The organism is Cupriavidus basilensis, from assembly GCF_000876015.1.
Classification (GTDB): domain Bacteria; phylum Pseudomonadota; class Gammaproteobacteria; order Burkholderiales; family Burkholderiaceae; genus Cupriavidus; species Cupriavidus basilensis_B.
Map to the genome: position 1 here is coordinate 191,547 of NZ_BBQM01000011.1, position 15,103 is coordinate 206,649.

Annotated in this window: 14 protein-coding genes; 5 read left to right on the forward strand and 9 right to left on the reverse strand. The window is 69.8% G+C overall.

Features of this window, described 5'->3' with window-relative positions:
- Nucleotides 1-19 precede the first annotated feature (19 nt).
- Genes KF708C_RS07160 through KF708C_RS07170 form a run of 3 tightly spaced genes read right to left on the reverse strand, consistent with a single transcriptional unit; the run spans nucleotide 20 to nucleotide 2,611 of the window.
- Nucleotides 20-328 (reverse strand): putative signal transducing protein, encoded by a 309-nt coding sequence (locus tag KF708C_RS07160; protein WP_059411309.1) that lies wholly within the window; start codon nucleotides 326-328, stop codon nucleotides 20-22.
- Nucleotides 329-374: 46 nt separating this feature from the next.
- Nucleotides 375-1,367: a ribosome small subunit-dependent GTPase A gene (gene rsgA / locus KF708C_RS07165; RefSeq protein WP_020200844.1), complete on the reverse strand. Its 993-nt coding sequence runs from the start codon at nucleotides 1,365-1,367 to the stop codon at nucleotides 375-377.
- Nucleotides 1,364-2,611, reverse strand: a complete 1,248-nt coding sequence (locus KF708C_RS07170; RefSeq protein ID WP_059411310.1) for a M48 family metallopeptidase — start codon at nucleotides 2,609-2,611, stop codon at nucleotides 1,364-1,366. Before KF708C_RS07170 ends, rsgA begins: the two co-directional genes overlap by 4 nt.
- A gap of 158 nt (nucleotides 2,612-2,769) precedes the next feature.
- On the opposite strand from KF708C_RS07170, the gene orn reads away from it, so the two are divergent.
- Both orn and KF708C_RS07180 read left to right on the forward strand, forming a co-directional pair.
- Nucleotides 2,770-3,423, forward strand: a complete 654-nt coding sequence (orn, locus tag KF708C_RS07175) for an oligoribonuclease (protein ID WP_059411311.1) — start codon at nucleotides 2,770-2,772, stop codon at nucleotides 3,421-3,423.
- Nucleotides 3,424-3,528: 105 nt separating this feature from the next.
- Entirely contained in the window at nucleotides 3,529-4,410 is an 882-nt protein-coding gene (locus tag KF708C_RS07180; RefSeq protein ID WP_020200841.1) for an AEC family transporter, read from the forward strand.
- A gap of 60 nt (nucleotides 4,411-4,470) precedes the next feature.
- Here KF708C_RS07180 and mog read toward each other — a convergent pair whose 3' ends face one another.
- Together mog and yjgA are read right to left on the reverse strand one after the other, a co-directional pair.
- Nucleotides 4,471-5,115 carry a molybdopterin adenylyltransferase gene (gene mog / locus KF708C_RS07185; RefSeq protein WP_059411312.1) on the reverse strand — a complete coding sequence of 215 codons (645 nt, stop codon included), beginning with the start codon at nucleotides 5,113-5,115 and terminating at the stop codon, nucleotides 4,471-4,473.
- Nucleotides 5,116-5,143: 28 nt separating this feature from the next.
- The gene (gene yjgA, locus KF708C_RS07190; RefSeq protein WP_020200839.1) at nucleotides 5,144-5,779 is read right to left on the reverse strand and encodes a ribosome biogenesis factor YjgA; all 636 of its coding nucleotides are present in this window, start codon (nucleotides 5,777-5,779) and stop codon (nucleotides 5,144-5,146) included.
- A gap of 57 nt (nucleotides 5,780-5,836) precedes the next feature.
- Between yjgA and pmbA the strand changes: the two genes are divergently transcribed.
- On the forward strand, nucleotides 5,837-7,204 hold the full coding sequence (gene pmbA, locus KF708C_RS07195) for a metalloprotease PmbA (protein ID WP_020200838.1): 1,368 nt from the start codon (nucleotides 5,837-5,839) through the stop codon (nucleotides 7,202-7,204).
- 91 nt (nucleotides 7,205-7,295) lie between these two features.
- On the opposite strand, the gene KF708C_RS07200 is transcribed toward pmbA, so the two are convergent.
- The 3 genes from KF708C_RS07200 to KF708C_RS07210 all read right to left on the reverse strand — a co-directional run bounded on the left by KF708C_RS07200 (nucleotide 7,296) and on the right by KF708C_RS07210 (nucleotide 9,483).
- Entirely contained in the window at nucleotides 7,296-7,796 is a 501-nt protein-coding gene (locus KF708C_RS07200) for a dihydrofolate reductase (RefSeq protein ID WP_059411314.1), read from the reverse strand.
- Nucleotides 7,793-8,587 carry a thymidylate synthase gene (locus KF708C_RS07205; RefSeq protein ID WP_059411315.1) on the reverse strand — a complete coding sequence of 265 codons (795 nt, stop codon included), beginning with the start codon at nucleotides 8,585-8,587 and terminating at the stop codon, nucleotides 7,793-7,795. The genes KF708C_RS07200 and KF708C_RS07205 overlap by 4 nt, the downstream gene beginning before the upstream one ends.
- 197 nt (nucleotides 8,588-8,784) lie before the next feature.
- On the reverse strand, nucleotides 8,785-9,483 hold the full coding sequence (locus KF708C_RS07210) for a TerC family protein (protein WP_059411316.1): 699 nt from the start codon (nucleotides 9,481-9,483) through the stop codon (nucleotides 8,785-8,787).
- 540 nt (nucleotides 9,484-10,023) lie between these two features.
- On the opposite strand from KF708C_RS07210, the gene egtD reads away from it, so the two are divergent.
- Nucleotides 10,024-11,103: an L-histidine N(alpha)-methyltransferase gene (gene egtD, locus KF708C_RS07215; RefSeq protein WP_059411317.1), complete on the forward strand. Its 1,080-nt coding sequence runs from the start codon at nucleotides 10,024-10,026 to the stop codon at nucleotides 11,101-11,103.
- A 140-nt stretch (nucleotides 11,104-11,243) separates the two neighbouring features.
- Nucleotides 11,244-12,503, forward strand: a complete 1,260-nt coding sequence (locus tag KF708C_RS07220; protein ID WP_059411318.1) for an SUMF1/EgtB/PvdO family nonheme iron enzyme — start codon at nucleotides 11,244-11,246, stop codon at nucleotides 12,501-12,503.
- Nucleotides 12,504-12,626: 123 nt separating this feature from the next.
- Here KF708C_RS07220 and KF708C_RS07225 read toward each other — a convergent pair whose 3' ends face one another.
- The gene (locus tag KF708C_RS07225; protein WP_059411319.1) at nucleotides 12,627-14,579 is read right to left on the reverse strand and encodes a DEAD/DEAH box helicase; all 1,953 of its coding nucleotides are present in this window, start codon (nucleotides 14,577-14,579) and stop codon (nucleotides 12,627-12,629) included.
- Nucleotides 14,580-15,103 lie beyond the last annotated feature (524 nt).

Consider the following 15,103-nt stretch of genomic DNA (forward strand, 5'->3'; position numbering starts at 1 on the left):
TCCGCGCCGCCCGAGTTGCTCAGGGCTGGCGCGCCGCGCCGCATTGCCAGCACGAGCCGAACTGCGCCTCGTGCCATTCCCCGCAGGACGCGCAGCGCCAGCGCGGCCCCGGCGCGGGGTTGTCGGCCGCGCGCAATACCGCCCACGCCTGGGTTTCCATCTCGTCGTCGACCAGCCAGACCTGCGGCGCGCTTTCGCGAAACGGGATGTCGCCCATCGCGCCGGCCAGCCAGGTGTTGCGCAGGTCGGCGCGGATGCCGGCGGCTTCCAGCAGGTTCCGGCAATGCGCCGCGTGCACGAGCGAAGGGGTCGAGAGCAGTAGTTTCATGGCAGCCGGGCGTGCCCGCGCGGGCACCCGGCTACGTTACCACGGCTTACCACGGTTTTTGCTGGCGGGATTCGTGCAGCAACTGCGTGTAGAGCTGGTGGCGGCGCTCGGAGATCTCGCCGGCCTCGATGGCCGCCAGCACGCCGCAGCCCGGCTCGTTGACGTGATGGCAGTTGTAGAAGCGGCATTCGGTCAGGCGCGCGCGGAACTCGGGGAAGGCGCGCTCGAGCATGCCTTCGCTGAGGTGGTGCAGGCCGAATTCCTGGAAGCCCGGCGAGTCGATCAGGCAGCCGCTTTCGCGCTCGCCGGCGTGCTCACCCTCGCCGAGGTTGGCCGGCAGGTGGTACAGCCGCGTGAAGGTGGTGGTGTGCTTGCCCGAATCGAGCTTGGCCGAGATCTCGCGCGTCTGCGCTTCCACGCCCGGGATCAGCAGGTTCAGCAGCGACGACTTGCCCATGCCCGACTGGCCGATCAGGATGCTGGCGCGCTGCGCCAGGCGCGGGCGCAACTGCGCCAGCGCGTCGTCCGGGGCGCCGTGCACGGACAGGAACAGGACCTCGTAGCCGAGCGCCTGGTAGGGCGCCAGGCGCGCGCGTGCCTCGTCCAGGCGCGCGCTCAGGTCGACCTTGTTGAGCACGATCAGCGGCTTGATCGCCATCGCCTCGGCCGACACCAGCGCGCGGCCGAGCAGGTCTTCCGAGAAACCGGGCTCGGTCGCCAGCACGATCACCACCTGGTCGATGTTGGCGGCCAGCAGCTTGGACTTGAACTGGTCCGAGCGGTGCAGCAGGTTCTTGCGCGGCTTGACGCCGGCGATCACGCACTGGTCCGCCGAGGCGTACTCGACCGCGACGCGGTCGCCCACCGCGCACTCGCTGCGCTTGCCGCGCGGAAACGCGTGCAGGCGGCTGCCGTCGTCGAACTCGATCACGTAGTGGCGGCCGTGCGCGGCGACCACCAGCGCGTCGGCCGTGGCCGCGCCATTGCCTTTGCCGGCGCTCGCGGCGCGCTGCGGGCCCGTCCTGCCGGCGCGGCTCATGCGTGCGCCAGCAGGCGGTCGATCCGCTGTGCCGCGGGCGGATGCGAGTAGTAGAAGGCGCTGTAGAGCGGATCGGGCGTCAGGGTCGAGGCATTGTCCTTGTACAGCTTGACCAGCGCCGACACCAGGCGGCCGGCATCGGTCTGCCCGGCGGCGAAGGCGTCCGCCTCGAACTCGTGGCGGCGCGAGGTCTGGCTGGCCAGCGGCCCGAGCAGGAAGGTGAACACCGGCAGGGTCAGGAAGAACAGCACCAGCGCCAGCGCATGGTTGCTGGCGCCGAGGTTGGGCAGCACGCCCAGGCCGGTGTAGAACCACGTGCGCCCGGCCAGCCAGCCCAGCAACGCGAGGAAGGCCAGGCTCAGCGCGAAGCTGACCAGCATGCCCTTGAGGATGTGGCGGCGCTTGAAGTGGCCGAGCTCGTGCGCCAGCACCGCTTCGATCTCGTCGTCGGCGAGGCGCTCCATCAGCGTGTCGAAGAAGACGATGCGCTTGGCCGCGCCGAAGCCGGTGAAATAGGCGTTGCCGTGGGCGCTGCGCTTGCTGCCGTCCATCACGAACAGGCCGCGGCTGCGGAAGCCGCACTTCTGCAGCAGGCGCGTGATGCGCGCTTCCAGCGTGGCGTTGGCCAGCGGCTCGAAGCGGTTGAACAGCGGCATGATGACCGACGGCGCGATCATCTGCACGAAGATCGTGAAGGCCATCCAGGTGAGCCACGTCCATGCCCACCAGAACTGGCCCATATGCTCCATCAGCCACAGCACCGCGAGCAGCAGGGGCAGGCCCAGCGCGATGCCGACGCCGGCCATCTTGAGCATGTCCACGACGTACAACCGCCACGTCATGCGGTTGAAGCCGAAGCGCTGCTCGATGACGAACTGCCCGTAGAGCGAGAAGGGCAGGTCGACCAGGCCGCCGAGCACGGCCACGCTGGCGATCAGCGCGACGCCGTAGCGGTAGCCGGGCCCGAAGGCGTCGAGCCAGAACAGGTTGAGCCACTGCAGCCCGCCCAGCATGGTCAGCACGATCAGCAGCGCGGCGCCGGCCAGCACCTCGAGCATCGACAGCCGGGTGCGCGCGATGGTGTAGTCGGCCGCCTTCTGGTGCGAGTCCAGCGTGATGGTGTCGGCGAAGCGGCCGGGCACCGCGTGGCGGTGCCGCGCCACATGGCGCACCTGGCGCGCGGCCAGCCAGAGCTTGGTCAGCACCATCAGCATCAGTGCGGCGAGGAACAGATACGTGAACATCGGGCGGGGCCTTGTCGTGTGAAGCGTTGCGCGCCGCGCCGCAGAGCGGCCGCGGCGGCGGATATGCGAGAATTATAAGTTGTTCGTGCCTGCCGCCCCGTGTTCCTCGTCCGGGGCCGGGCGCGCCCTTTCCCGCCCCTCCTTCGATAGCAGTCCAGATGACCAGCCAAAACACCCACGCCGGCGCCGGCGCCAAATCCGTCAAGAGCGAAAACAACCTGATCTGGCTCGACATGGAGATGACCGGCCTGCTGCCGGACCAGGACCGCATCATCGAGGTCGCGCTCGTCGTGACCGACTCGGAGCTCAACATCCTGGCCGAAGGCCCGGTGCTGGTGATCCACCAGGAAGACGCCGTGCTCGACGGCATGGACAACTGGAACAAGGGCACCCACGGCCGCTCCGGCCTGATCGACAAGGTCAAGGCCTCGACCCTGACCGAAGCGCAGGCCGAGGCCGAGCTGCTGGCCTTCGTCAAGCGTTGGGTGCCGGCCGGCAAGTCGCCCATGTGCGGCAACTCGATCTGCCAGGACCGCCGCTTCATGGCGCGCTACATGCCCAAGCTGGAGGCGTTCTTCCACTATCGCAACCTCGACGTGTCGACGCTCAAGGAATTGTGCAAGCGCTGGGAGCCGGCCATCCACAAGGGCTTCGTCAAGCGCCAGCTGCACACGGCGCTGGCCGACATCCTGGAGTCGGTGGAGGAGCTGCGCTACTACCGCACGCACTTCATCCGCCATCCGGCCGCCGCTGACGCTGCCGCCGCCGACACGCCGGCAGCCCCCGCCGCCCCGGCGGCGCCCGCGGCCTGACGCGCGGGCACGCCTGACACGCCGGCTCCATGCCACGCACGAGGCGCCCCGCGGGGCGCCTCGTTCCATTACCGCGGTCCCCCGCAGCCTACTCATCGCCCAGCCATGTTCGCGCGCATCGTCTCGATCATCACCCCCGTCATCCTGATCATCCTGGTGGGCTGGCTGTACGGGCGCCGCGCGCATCCCGACATGGCGGGCATCAACCGCGCCACGCTCGACGTGATCGCGCCGCTGCTGGTGGTGTCGGCCTTCGTCAGCAAGGACTTCGTGCTGGCCGACCAGCTCGCGCTGCTCGGCTGCGCGGTGGCGGTGGTGCTGGGCTCGGGCCTGCTGGCGTGGCTGGCCGCGCGCGCGATGCGGGTGGACCCGCGCACCTTCGTGCCGCCGATGATGTTCAACAACTCCGGCAACATGGGCCTGCCGCTGTCGGTGTTCGCGTTCGGGCCGGTGGGGCTGGCGCCGGCGGTGGCGCTGTTCGCGGCGTCCAACCTGATGCACTTCACCATCGGCATGAAGATCGTCAACCGCCACGCGCGGATCGCGCAGATCGCGCGCAACCCGATGGTGCTGGCCACCGTGGCCGGCGTGGGGCTGTCGCTGGCGCGGCCGTGGTTCGCGCTGCCAGAGCCGGTGCTGGAGTCGGTCAAGCTGCTGGGCGACGCCACCGTGCCGCTGATGCTGTTCGCGCTGGGCGTGCGCATGAAGGACGTGAGCCTGCGCAACTGGAGCATGGGCGTGATCGGCGCCGCGGTGTGCCCGCTCACGGGCATCGCCTGCGCGCTGCTGCTGGTGCAGGTGGTGCCGCTGAGCCAGCTGCAGCGCGGGCTGCTGTTCGTGTTCGCCTCGCTGCCGCCGGCGGTGCTCAATTTCCTGGTGGCGGACCATTTCCGCCAGGAGCCCGACCAGGTGGCCTCGATCGTGCTGCTCGGCAATATCGGCGCGGTGGTGTTCGTGCCGCTGGGGCTTTACCTCGGCCTGCGCTGAGGCCGGGGTAGTGTCGCTTCAGACCGCGCGCTTCAGGCCGCGCGCATCGGGCCGCGTGTATCAGGCCGTGGGTTTGGCGCGCACGGCGTTCTTGGGGCGCCATGACGGCGCCACCGCCGCATCGGTCTCGATGTACGGCCCGCCGATCAGGTCCACGCAATAAGGGATCGCGGCAAAGATGCCCTGCACGATGGTCTTGCCGTCCTCGCCGCGCAGGCCTTCGAGCGTCTCGCGGATGGCGCGCGGCTGGCCCGGCAGGTTGACGATCAGCGCGGCGCGGCTGGCGGTCTCGCGGATCACCGCCACCTGGCGCGAGAGGATCGCGGTCGGCACGAAATGCAGGCTGATCTGGCGCATCTGCTCGCCGAAGCCCGGCATTTCCTTGGTGCCCACCGCCAGCGTGGCCTCCGGCGTGACGTCGCGGCGCGACGGGCCGGTGCCGCCGGTGGTCAGCACCAGGTCGCAGCCGGCCACGTCGACCAGCTCGATGAGCGTGCGCGAGATCAGCGGCTGCTCGTCCGGGATCAGCCGCTCGACGGTCTGCCAGGGCGAGGTCAGGGCGCGCCCGAACCAGTCGCGCAGCGCCGGGATGCCTTCGTCCTGGTAGGTGCCGGCCGAGGCGCGGTCGGAGATCGAGACCAGGCCGACCAGCAGCTCGTCCGGATGCTTGCGGGCAATGGGATGGGTGGTCGCGGGCTGGGTCATGTCGGCTCCGGGGTGGTCGGTTGCGGCATCAGTCGTCGTTGGCGTCGGCGGCGTCGTGGGCGCCGGCGTCGGCCGCCTCGTCCTCGCCGGCGGCGGCGCGGGTGCCGTCCAGCACATTCTTGACGGCCTGGAACAGCTCGCGGAAATAGCGCGGCGGCTTGTTCATCTCGCGTTCCTTGCGGGCATTGCGGATGATGTTGCGCAGCGCCTGCACGTCGGTGGCGGGGTGCTCGGCGAGGAATTTCGTCAGCGCGGCGTCGTCGGCCAGCAGCAGCTCGCGCCAGCGCTCGACCAGGTGCAGCCGGGCCGTCTCGGCCTTGCTGGCGCCCTTGAAGGCCTCCAGCACGCGCTGGATGGCTTCCACCTCGGCGTCGTCGAGCTTGCGCATGACCTTGCCGACGAACTGCATCTGGCGGCGCTTGCCTTCGTGGTTGGTGATGCGGCGCGCGTCGCGGATGGCGTCGGCCAGCGCTTCGGGCATGGGCACGCGCGCCAGGCGGTCGCGGGGCAGCGCTTCGAGCTCAACGCCGAGGTCCTGCAGGGCGAGCATGTCGCGTTTTTTCTGCGACTTGCTCTTGGGCAGGTCGTCTTCGTCCGGTTCGGGGGCGAACTGGCCGGGGAAGCCGGAGGCATTCCGGGGGGAGGTGCGGGAGTTTCGCGTCATGGGGAGCATTTTATCTTGCTATGATTCTTGTTTGGACTTTTGATGACCGCGCCCACAATGGATCAATCCGCAGACCAGACCGCCCATTTCACCTATACCCAGGCCCAGCTCAGCGCGATGGCCGCCGATGTGCTGCGGGTGGCACGCGAGCTGGGGGCTACCGACGCGGCCACCGAGATCTCCGAAGGCAGCGGATTGTCGGTCACCGTGCGCAAGGGCGCGGTCGAGACCATCGAGCAGAACCGCGACAAGGTGGTCGGCGTCACGGTGATGATCGGCAAGCGGCGCGGCAATGCCAGCACCTCGGATTTCTCGCCGGCGGCGCTGCGCGCCACCGCCGAGGCCGCCTACAACATCGCCCGCTTCACGGCCGAGGACGATTGCGCCGGGCTGGCCGAGGAAGAGCTGCTCGAGCGCAACCCGCGCGACCTCGACCTGTTCCACCCGTGGGACATCGACGCGGCGCAGGCCATCGAACTGGCGTGCCGGGCCGAGGCGGCCGCGTTCGCGGTCTCGCCGCGCATCCGCAACAGCGACGGCGCCAGCGTGTCGGCGCAGCATTCGCAGTTCGTGCTGGCCACCTCGCGCGGCTTCATGGGCGGCTACCCGTACTCGCGCCACTTCATCTCGTGCGCGCCCATCGCCGGCACCGGCAGCGGCATGCAGCGCGACGACTGGTACTCGTCCAAGCGCGCGCCCGGCGCGCTGGCCGCGCCCGAGGACATCGGCCGCTACGCCGCCGAGCGCGCGCTGGCCCGCCTGAACTCGCGCAAGCTCTCCACGCGCCGCTGCCCGGTGCTGTTCGAGGCGCCGCTGGCCGCCGGCCTGCTCGGCGCCTTCGTGCAGGCGGTGTCGGGCGGCGCGCTGTACCGCAAGTCCACCTTCCTCCACGACACGCTCGGCAAGGCCGTGTTCGCCCCGCACATCCACATCCACGAGCAGCCGCACCTGCCCGGCGCGATGGGCAGCGCGCCGTTCGACGAGGAAGGCGTGCGCACCCACGCGCGCGACGTGGTGCGCGGCGGCGTGGTGGAAGGCTATTTCCTGTCCACCTATTCGGCGCGCAAGCTGGGCATGAAGACCACCGGCAACGCCGGCGGCTCGCACAACCTGACGCTGTCGAGCAAGCTGACCACGCCCGCGGACGATTTCGCCGGCATGCTGCGCAAGCTCGGCACCGGCCTGCTGGTCACGGAGCTGATGGGGCAGGGCGTGAACTACGTCACCGGCGACTACTCGCGCGGCGCCTCGGGCTACTGGGTGGAAAACGGCGTGATCCAGTTCCCGGTGGAGGAGATCACGATCGCCGGCAGCATGGCCGAGATGTTCAGGCAGATCGTCGCCGTCGGCGCCGACGCGCTGGTGCGCGGCACCAAGGAAACCGGCTCGATCCTGATCGAGCAGATGACCATCGCCGGCAACTGAGCCGGGGTGCTTCAAACGACCGCGCGGCGGCCTGTTGCCAGGGCCGCCGCGCGGTTTTTTCGTTTCCGGCTGCCGGTTTCCTGTTGGTTTCCTATTCTTCGCCGGACGGCGGGCGCTCGTAGGTCACGAACGCGTAGTCGAAGCCGTTGGCCTCGGAGCGGTGCGTCTCGCGGCTGGTGGCCAGCCACCGGCGCGGGTCGATCGGCGGGAAGTGCGCGTCGCCCTCGACGTCCGCGTCGATCTCCGTCACCACCAGCCGGTCGGCGCTGGGCAGGGCCTCGGCGTACAACTGCGCGCCGCCGATCAGGAACACCTGCGCGGCGCCTACGCACAGCCGCTGGGCTTCTTCGAGCGAGCCCGCCACGTCGCAGCCGTCGATGCGCAGGTCGCGGTTGCGGCTCACCACGATGTTGCGGCGGCCCGGCAGCGGCCTGCCGATCGACTCCCACGTCTTGCGGCCCATGATGATGGGCGCGCCCATCGTGGCGCGCTTGAAGTGCGCGAGATCCTCGGGCAGGCGCCACGGCAGCGCGTTGTCGCGGCCGATCACGTTGTTGCGGGCCTTGGCCACGATCAGCGTCAGTAGCGTCATACGGCCACCGGCGCCTTGATGGCCGGGTGCGACTCGTAGCCGTCCAGCGCGAAGTCCTCGTACTTGTAGCCGAAGATGCTGTCGGGCTTGCGCAGGATCTTCAGCCGCGGCAGCGCCATCGGCGCGCGCGCGAGCTGGGTGCGCACCTGCTCGGCGTGGTTGCTGTAGATATGGCAGTCGCCGCCGGTCCAGACGAAGTCGCCCACGTCCAGCCCGGTCTGCTGCGCGATCATGTGCGTCAGCAGCGCGTAGCTGGCGATGTTGAACGGCACGCCGAGGAAGATGTCGGCGCTGCGCTGGTAGAGCTGGCACGACAGGCGGCCCTCGGCCACGTAGAACTGGAAGAACGCGTGGCACGGCGGCAGCTTCATCTGCGGGATCTCGCCCACGTTCCAGGCCGACACGATCAGCCGGCGCGAATCGGGGTTGCTGCGGATCTGCGCGATCAGGTCGCTGATCTGGTCGACGTGGCGGCCGTCCGGCGTGGGCCACGCGCGCCACTGCGAGCCGTAGACCGGGCCCAGTTCGCCGTTCTCGTCGGCCCACTCGTCCCAGATGCTGACGCCGTTGTCCTTCAGGTACTTGATGTTGGTCGAGCCCTGCAGGAACCACAGCAGCTCGTGGACGATCGACTTGATGTGCAGCTTCTTGGTGGTCACCACCGGAAAGCCTTCGCGCAGGTCGAAGCGCATCTGGTAGCCGAACACGGAGCGCGTGCCGGTGCCGGTGCGGTCGGCCTTTTCGGTGCCATGCTCTTGCACATGGCGCATGAAGTCGAGGTACTGTTTCATCGGCGCGGGTGTTGGGGAAAGTGATGCGGCAGCGGCATTCCGCGTGGAACGGCCATCCGCGCGGCGGGACGCGCGCGGCAGCCGGAGGGTTGGCATTTTATCGCAAAGCAAAAAAACGGGCCGCCTCGTGGCGGCCCGTTCCCCGTCCGTGTCGTCCGGCGCCGCCCGGTGTCACCCGGGGTGGCGCGCGCGCGCCGTCACTGGTGCGCCGTCTCGGGCGCGCGGCGCTTCTGCTTGAGGTAGCCCGCGCCCAGCACGCCGCCGATGATCAGCACGAACAGGCCGTAGTAGACCACCGCGTTGGCGTCGAAGAAGGCCTTGACCAGCGGTTCGCTGACGATCATCTTGACCGCGGTGAAGGCCAGCACGCCGGCGCCCGCGTAGATGATCGCGGGGAAGCGGCTCATCAGCTTGAGCACCAGGCTCGAGCCCCACACCACGATCGGGATGCTGATCAGCAGGCCCAGCACCACCAGCAGGAAGCTGCCGTGCGCGGCGCCGGCCACGGCCAGCACGTTGTCCACGCCCATCACCGCGTCGGCGATGATGATGGTCTTCATGGCGCCCACCAGCGTGGTGGCGCCGGCGCCGTGTTCGTCGCCGGCGCCGTCGTCGGACAGCAGCCGGTAGGCGATCCACACCAGGGCCAGGCCGCCGATCAGCAGCAGGCCGGGAATCTTGAGCAGCCAGACCACGCCGATGGTCATCGCCGAGCGCACCACCACCGCGCCGACGGTCCCCCAGATGATGGCCTTCTTCTGCAGGTGGGACGGCAGGTTGCGCGCCGCCAGCGCGATCACGATGGCGTTGTCGCCCGCGAGCACCAGGTCAATGACGACGATGGACAGCAGCGCCGTCAGGAACTGCATCGTGAACAGATCGGTGAACCATTCCATGAACTCTCCTCGAAAAACGAATAGCCGTAAGCAAAGGTTGCGCTTGCGCAGGGTTCGCCTGGAGACATGAAGTTCGGGAGCTTTGGGGGCGCCTTTGCAAACCATGAAACCAGGTTGCAAAGGTCTTGCTCGACCGCCATTGTGCATCGATTTGCGTTGGCGGTCAGCACAACCGGAGGCTGTCGGGGACAGGTCTCGGAATGACGATTGTGCTAAGGGCTGGGCCCCGGAGCTACTCCCCTTTGAGGGACGTGCCGCCGTGGGGTTGCCCCCTTGGCGATACGCTGACGCGGATTATAAACGAAGCCCGGATGGCCGTGCGGCAAATAAATATGCACGCCGGCGCACATGCGGGCGCGGCGGCCCGCGGCCCGGGCATTTTTACGCCGCCGGCCGCGGTTTGCGTCCTATCCTAGAAGACCGGCATCGGCCGATGCGCCCCAGACGTCACCGGAGGCGCGTTCCATGCCGGTCCCGCGCATGCCGTGACGTGCGGGCCGGGGGTTTTACGCATCGCCCACAGACCAATAAGGAAACGTTATGCCGGCTGTCCCGACCCCGCTGCATCCACGACACGATCACCCCCAGGCCAAGCGCACCCCCAACGCATCCTTGAGACCCAACGGCAGCCAGGCCGCCGCCCACGGCATCGCCCTGTCCAATCCGGTGCCGCGCCTGGACTTCATCCAGCAGTACCACGAAGACAACGGCGCGCTGCGCGGCGAGATCACGCGCGGCCTGCTGGCCGAGGCCGCCAGCATCAGCCCCAAGTTCTTCTACGACGTGCTCGGCTCGCGCCTGTTCGAGGCCATCACCGACCTGCCCGAGTATTACCCGACCCGCACCGAAGCCGCGGTCTTTGCCGCCTTCGCGCCGGCGATGGCGGCGCGCGCCGGCAGCGGCAGCGTGCTGATCGACCTCGGCGCCGGCAACTGCCAGAAGGCGGCGCGGCTGTTCGGCAGTCTGCAGCCTTCGCAGTACGTCGCGCTCGACATCTCGGTGGAGTTCCTGCGCGGCACCCTGTTCTGCCTGCAGCAGCAGCATCCGCAGATTCCCATGCTGGGCCTGGGCGCCGACCTGTGCGCGCCGCTGGACCTGCCGCCCGAGGTCAGGCACGGGCGCCGGCTGTTCTTCTACCCCGGCTCCAGCATCGGCAACTTCGCGCCGGCCCAGGCGCGGGCCCTGCTGCAGCGGCTGCACGCGGCCGCGGGCCGCGGCGACGGCGTGCTGATCGGCGTGGACCTGCTCAAGGACGAGCCCGCGCTGGTGGCCGCCTACGACGACGCGCTGGGCGTGACCGCCGCGTTCAACCGCAACGTGCTGCGCAACCTGAACCGCATCGTCGGCAGCGACTTCGCGCTCGAGGACTGGCGCCATGCCGCCAGCTTCGACCGCGCGGGCTCGCGCATCCAGATGCACCTGCGCGCCGAGCGCGACGTCACGGTGCGCTGGGCCGAAGGCAGCCGCGCGTTCCGCGCGGGCGAGGCGATCCACACCGAGGATTCCTACAAGTACCACCCGCATGGTTTCGCCGAGCTGCTGCGGGACGCCGGCTTCCACGATCCGGTCTGGTGGACCGACCCGCGCGGCTGGTTCGCGGTGTTCCACGCGCGCGCCTGAGCCGCGCCGGGTACCGGGCGCGCGGGTGTCATAATGCCCGCGTCCCCCTCCGGCAGCGGAGCGGCGCGCCGGGCAGGCGCGCGCCGCCTGCGCGGAGGTCGTGCAACCGTGGCTGATCCCACACACCGGCAGGGTTTGCGATGAGCGGCTTTTCCATGCTTCCCGATCTGCATTTCAACGGCGGCAAGACGGCCTGGGCCGACGCCCGCCGGCTGCCGCGCGAAGGCCTGGCGCAGGCGCTGGTGGATGCGCGCAGCCGCACGCTGGCCTGGCTCGCCGCCTTCGGCCAGACCCGCCGGGGCTGGGAGGTGCCGCGCGAGGCGTTCGCCGATCCGCCGTTGTGGACCCTGGGCCATGTTGCCTGGCATGCCGAATGGTGGTGCCTGCGCGACGTGCGCGTGCGCGAGCACGGCGGGCTGCCGCTGCAGGTGGCCGGCGCGCCCTCGCTGCTGGACGGCGCCGATGCGTGGTTCGATCCCGAGCGCATCGGCCCCGAGGCGCGCTGGGAAGCCGCGCTGCCCGACGTGGCGGTGGTCAAGCGCTATGCCGCCGACGTGCTCGATGCCGCGCTGCGCCGCCTGGCGGTGCTGCCCGACGACAGCGACGCCACGCTCTACGCCTGGCGCCGCGCGCTGTTCCACGAAGACCGCCAGGGCGAGGCCATCGCCGCCTTGCTGCAGGCGCTCGGCGTGGCGCCGGTGGAACCCGCGGTGGCGCTGCCTTCGCTGTCGGTGCCGCACGGCGGCACGCTGCAGTTTCCCGGCGGGCGCTTCGTGCAGGGCTGGGCCGAGCCGGACGGCTTCGCGCTGCCAGACGAACTGCCGCCGCAGTCCACCTACGTGCCCGCCTTCGAGATGGACGCCGCGCCGGTCAGCAACGCGCAGTTTCTCGAGTTCGTCGAGGATGCCGGCTACGAGCGCGCCCAGTGGTGGACGCCGGCGGGCCGCCGCTGGCTGATGGCGCAGGAGCGCTCGGCGCCACGCTACTGGGCGCGCCACCCGGAATCGCGGACCTGGATGGCGCTGCGCTTCGGCAGCCTGCGCACACTCAACCCGGACGAGGCGGTGCGCCACGTCAGCCTGTTCGAGGCGCAGGCGTGGTGTGCCTGGGCCGGCCGGCGCCTGCCGCAGGAGTCGGAGTGGGAACTGGCCGCCGTGCAGAACCGCGGCGGGCTGCGCTGGGGCATGGTGCGCGAGTGGACGGCCACGCCCTATGAGCCCTACGCCGGGTTCGAGGCTGGCCCCGGCGACGCGGATTTCGCCGCCAGCTTCGCCACGCACCAGGCGGTGCGCGGCGCCTCGTTCGCCAGCCCGGCGCGGCAGCATCACGCGCGCGCGCGGCTGGCGCTGCTGCCCGAGGACGATCTCGCCTTCGTCGGTTTCCGTAGCTGCCCGATCTAGATCCTCCGGCGCGGCGTGCAAAAGAAAACGGCACCCGCGGGTGCCGTTTTCTTTTGCGGGAAGGGGGCCGCGTGCAAGCGACCGGCCCCTCCTGCGATCAGCGCGCTAAATCAGCGCTCGGAATCAACGCTCAAAACGCGAACGGCCGCCGTTGCCGCTGCGCTGGCCGCCGAAGCCGCCGCGGTTGCCATCGCGGTTGCCGTCGCCGAAGCTGCGCGCCGCGCCCTCGCGGTTGCCGAAGCCGCGGCTTTCGCCGCCGCGGTAGCCGCCGCCGTTGCCGGCCGGGGCGCCGCCGCCGAAGCTGCGCGGGGCCGCGCCGTCACGGTTGCCGAAGCCACGGTTGTCGCCGCCGCGGTAGCCGCCTTCGTTGTTGCCGAAGCTGCGCTGGCCGCCATTGCCGCCGCCGTTGCCACCATTGCCGCCGGTGTTGCCGTTGCTCTGGCCACGGTAGCCGAAGCCGCCGCGGTCGCCGAAGCCGCGGTTGCCGTCGCGGTCGCCGAACGGGCGGTCGCCGGCCGGACGCGGCGCGCCGTCGCGGTTGCCGTAGCCGCGGCTTTCGCCGCCGCCGAACTTGCGGTCGCCGAAGGTGCGGTTGTCGCCGCCACGGTAGCCGCCGCCGTTGCTGTTGCCACGGTAGCCGCCGCGGTCACCGCCCGGCTTGCCGCCGAAGCCGGTGCGCGGCTTGGGCGAGCGGCGCGGCTCCAGGCCTTCGATCACCGAGGCGTCGATGCGGTTGTTGGTGAAGCGCTCGATGCGCTTCCACTGGAACATGTCGCCGTGGTTCACCAGGTTGATGGCGACGCCCGAGCGGCCCGCGCGGCCGGTGCGGCCGATGCGGTGCACGTAGTCCTCGGCCTGCTTGGGCAGGTCGAAGTTGACCACGTGGGTGATGTCCGGCACGTCGATGCCGCGCGCGGCCACGTCGGTGGCCACCAGGATGCGCAGGTTGCCGCGGCGCAGCGAGGTGAGCGTGCGGTTGCGCGCGCCCTGGGTCATGTCGCCGTGCAGCGCGCCGGCCGCGAAGCCGGTGTCCGACAGGCGCTCGGCCAGCGAATCGGCGTCGCGCTTGGTGGCGGTGAAGACGATCGCCTGCTTGAGGCTGACGTCGCGCAGCAGGTGGTCGAGCAGCTTTTCCTTGTGCGACATGTCGTCGGTGAAGTGCAGGCGCTGTTCGATATTGCTCTGGTCGGCGCGCACGGCGGCGATCTCGATGCGCTGCGGGTCGCGCAGCTGGCGCGAGGCGAGCTGGGCGATGCGGCCGTCCAGCGTGGCCGAGAACATCAGCGTCTGGCGGCTGGCCGGGGTGGCGGCGACGATGGCGTCGATGTCATCGGCAAAGCCCATGTCGAGCATGCGGTCGGCTTCGTCGAACACCAGCATGTCCAGCGCGGACAGGTCGATGCGGCCGGCTTCGATGTGGTCGAGCAGGCGGCCCGGCGTGGCCACCAGGATGTCCGGCATCTTCGACAGCGCGGCGAGCTGCTTCGGGTAGGGCATGCCGCCCAGGATGCTGGCGCAGACGATGCGGCGCAGGTGGCGGCCGTACTTGGCGGCGGCCTCGGTCACTTGCAGCGCCAGTTCGCGCGTGGGCGTGAGCACCAGCAGCGCGGGCTGCGCCGGCGACGGGCGCGGACGCTTGCCCTTCATGCGCTTGATGGGCTCGTCGGCGCGCGGGCGGTTCGGGCTGGGCTTGACGCTGATGCGCTGGATCGCCGGCAGCATGAAGGCGCCGGTCTTGCCCGAGCCGGTCTGGCTGGAAACCAGCAGGTCGCGGCCGGCCAGGAAGGCGGGAATCGCCTGCGACTGGACCGGGGTCGGGACGGTGTAGTTCAGTTCGGCCAGGGCGCGCAGGATGGCTTCATCCAGGCCGAGCTTGGCGAAACCGTTGTCGGCGGCGATCGCGGGCGCAGCGGCTGCGGCGGGCGCGGCTGCCGGATTGAGCATGGCGTCGATCTTGTCGAGCGGGCTTTGTTCCTGGACGGCGGGCGTGGCGATGGCGGCGACGGCTGCGGTTTCGGTCGATGCGTCGGCGGCGGAGGCAAAATCGTGCTCCGCACGAATGTCGTGCTGGGTCATGTCGTGGTTTTACGTATATGCATGGCACCCCATGCCGAACGAGCGGACAGGGGCGGGCGCAGTGCAAAGTCTTAAAAAAGGCTTCGGCGCCAATCGGTGAGGCCGTTACGACAGACACAGCTGACAGTACGGCGGCAGGCAGGGCGGCATCGGCACAAGGCCGGGCGCGCAATCCCTGGCAGGCAAACAGCTTCAGATAAGCTGTTCAACAGGATCGGAGACGAGGCGACGTCGGTGAGAAATGCGTTCTGTCGGGTATCACCACTTGGCCATTCGGAACAGGCCAGCCGGCGGACCGGGGAGCAGAGCTTGAGAGGGGGGCGTATCGCCTGCCGGATGGTGCGGCGGGCTGGTTGCACAACTCACAGTGCGAACTCACGGCGCGGATTATAGCAGAAAGAAAAGTAGTTTGTTGCGCTGCGATAGGAATCGTCCCTGTGGACGGCGCGCGCCGGGTGCGCCGCGTGGCACTTCCCGCCGGAGTACGGCCGCGCACGCCGGGAAGTTGCATCCGCCGGTCGCCT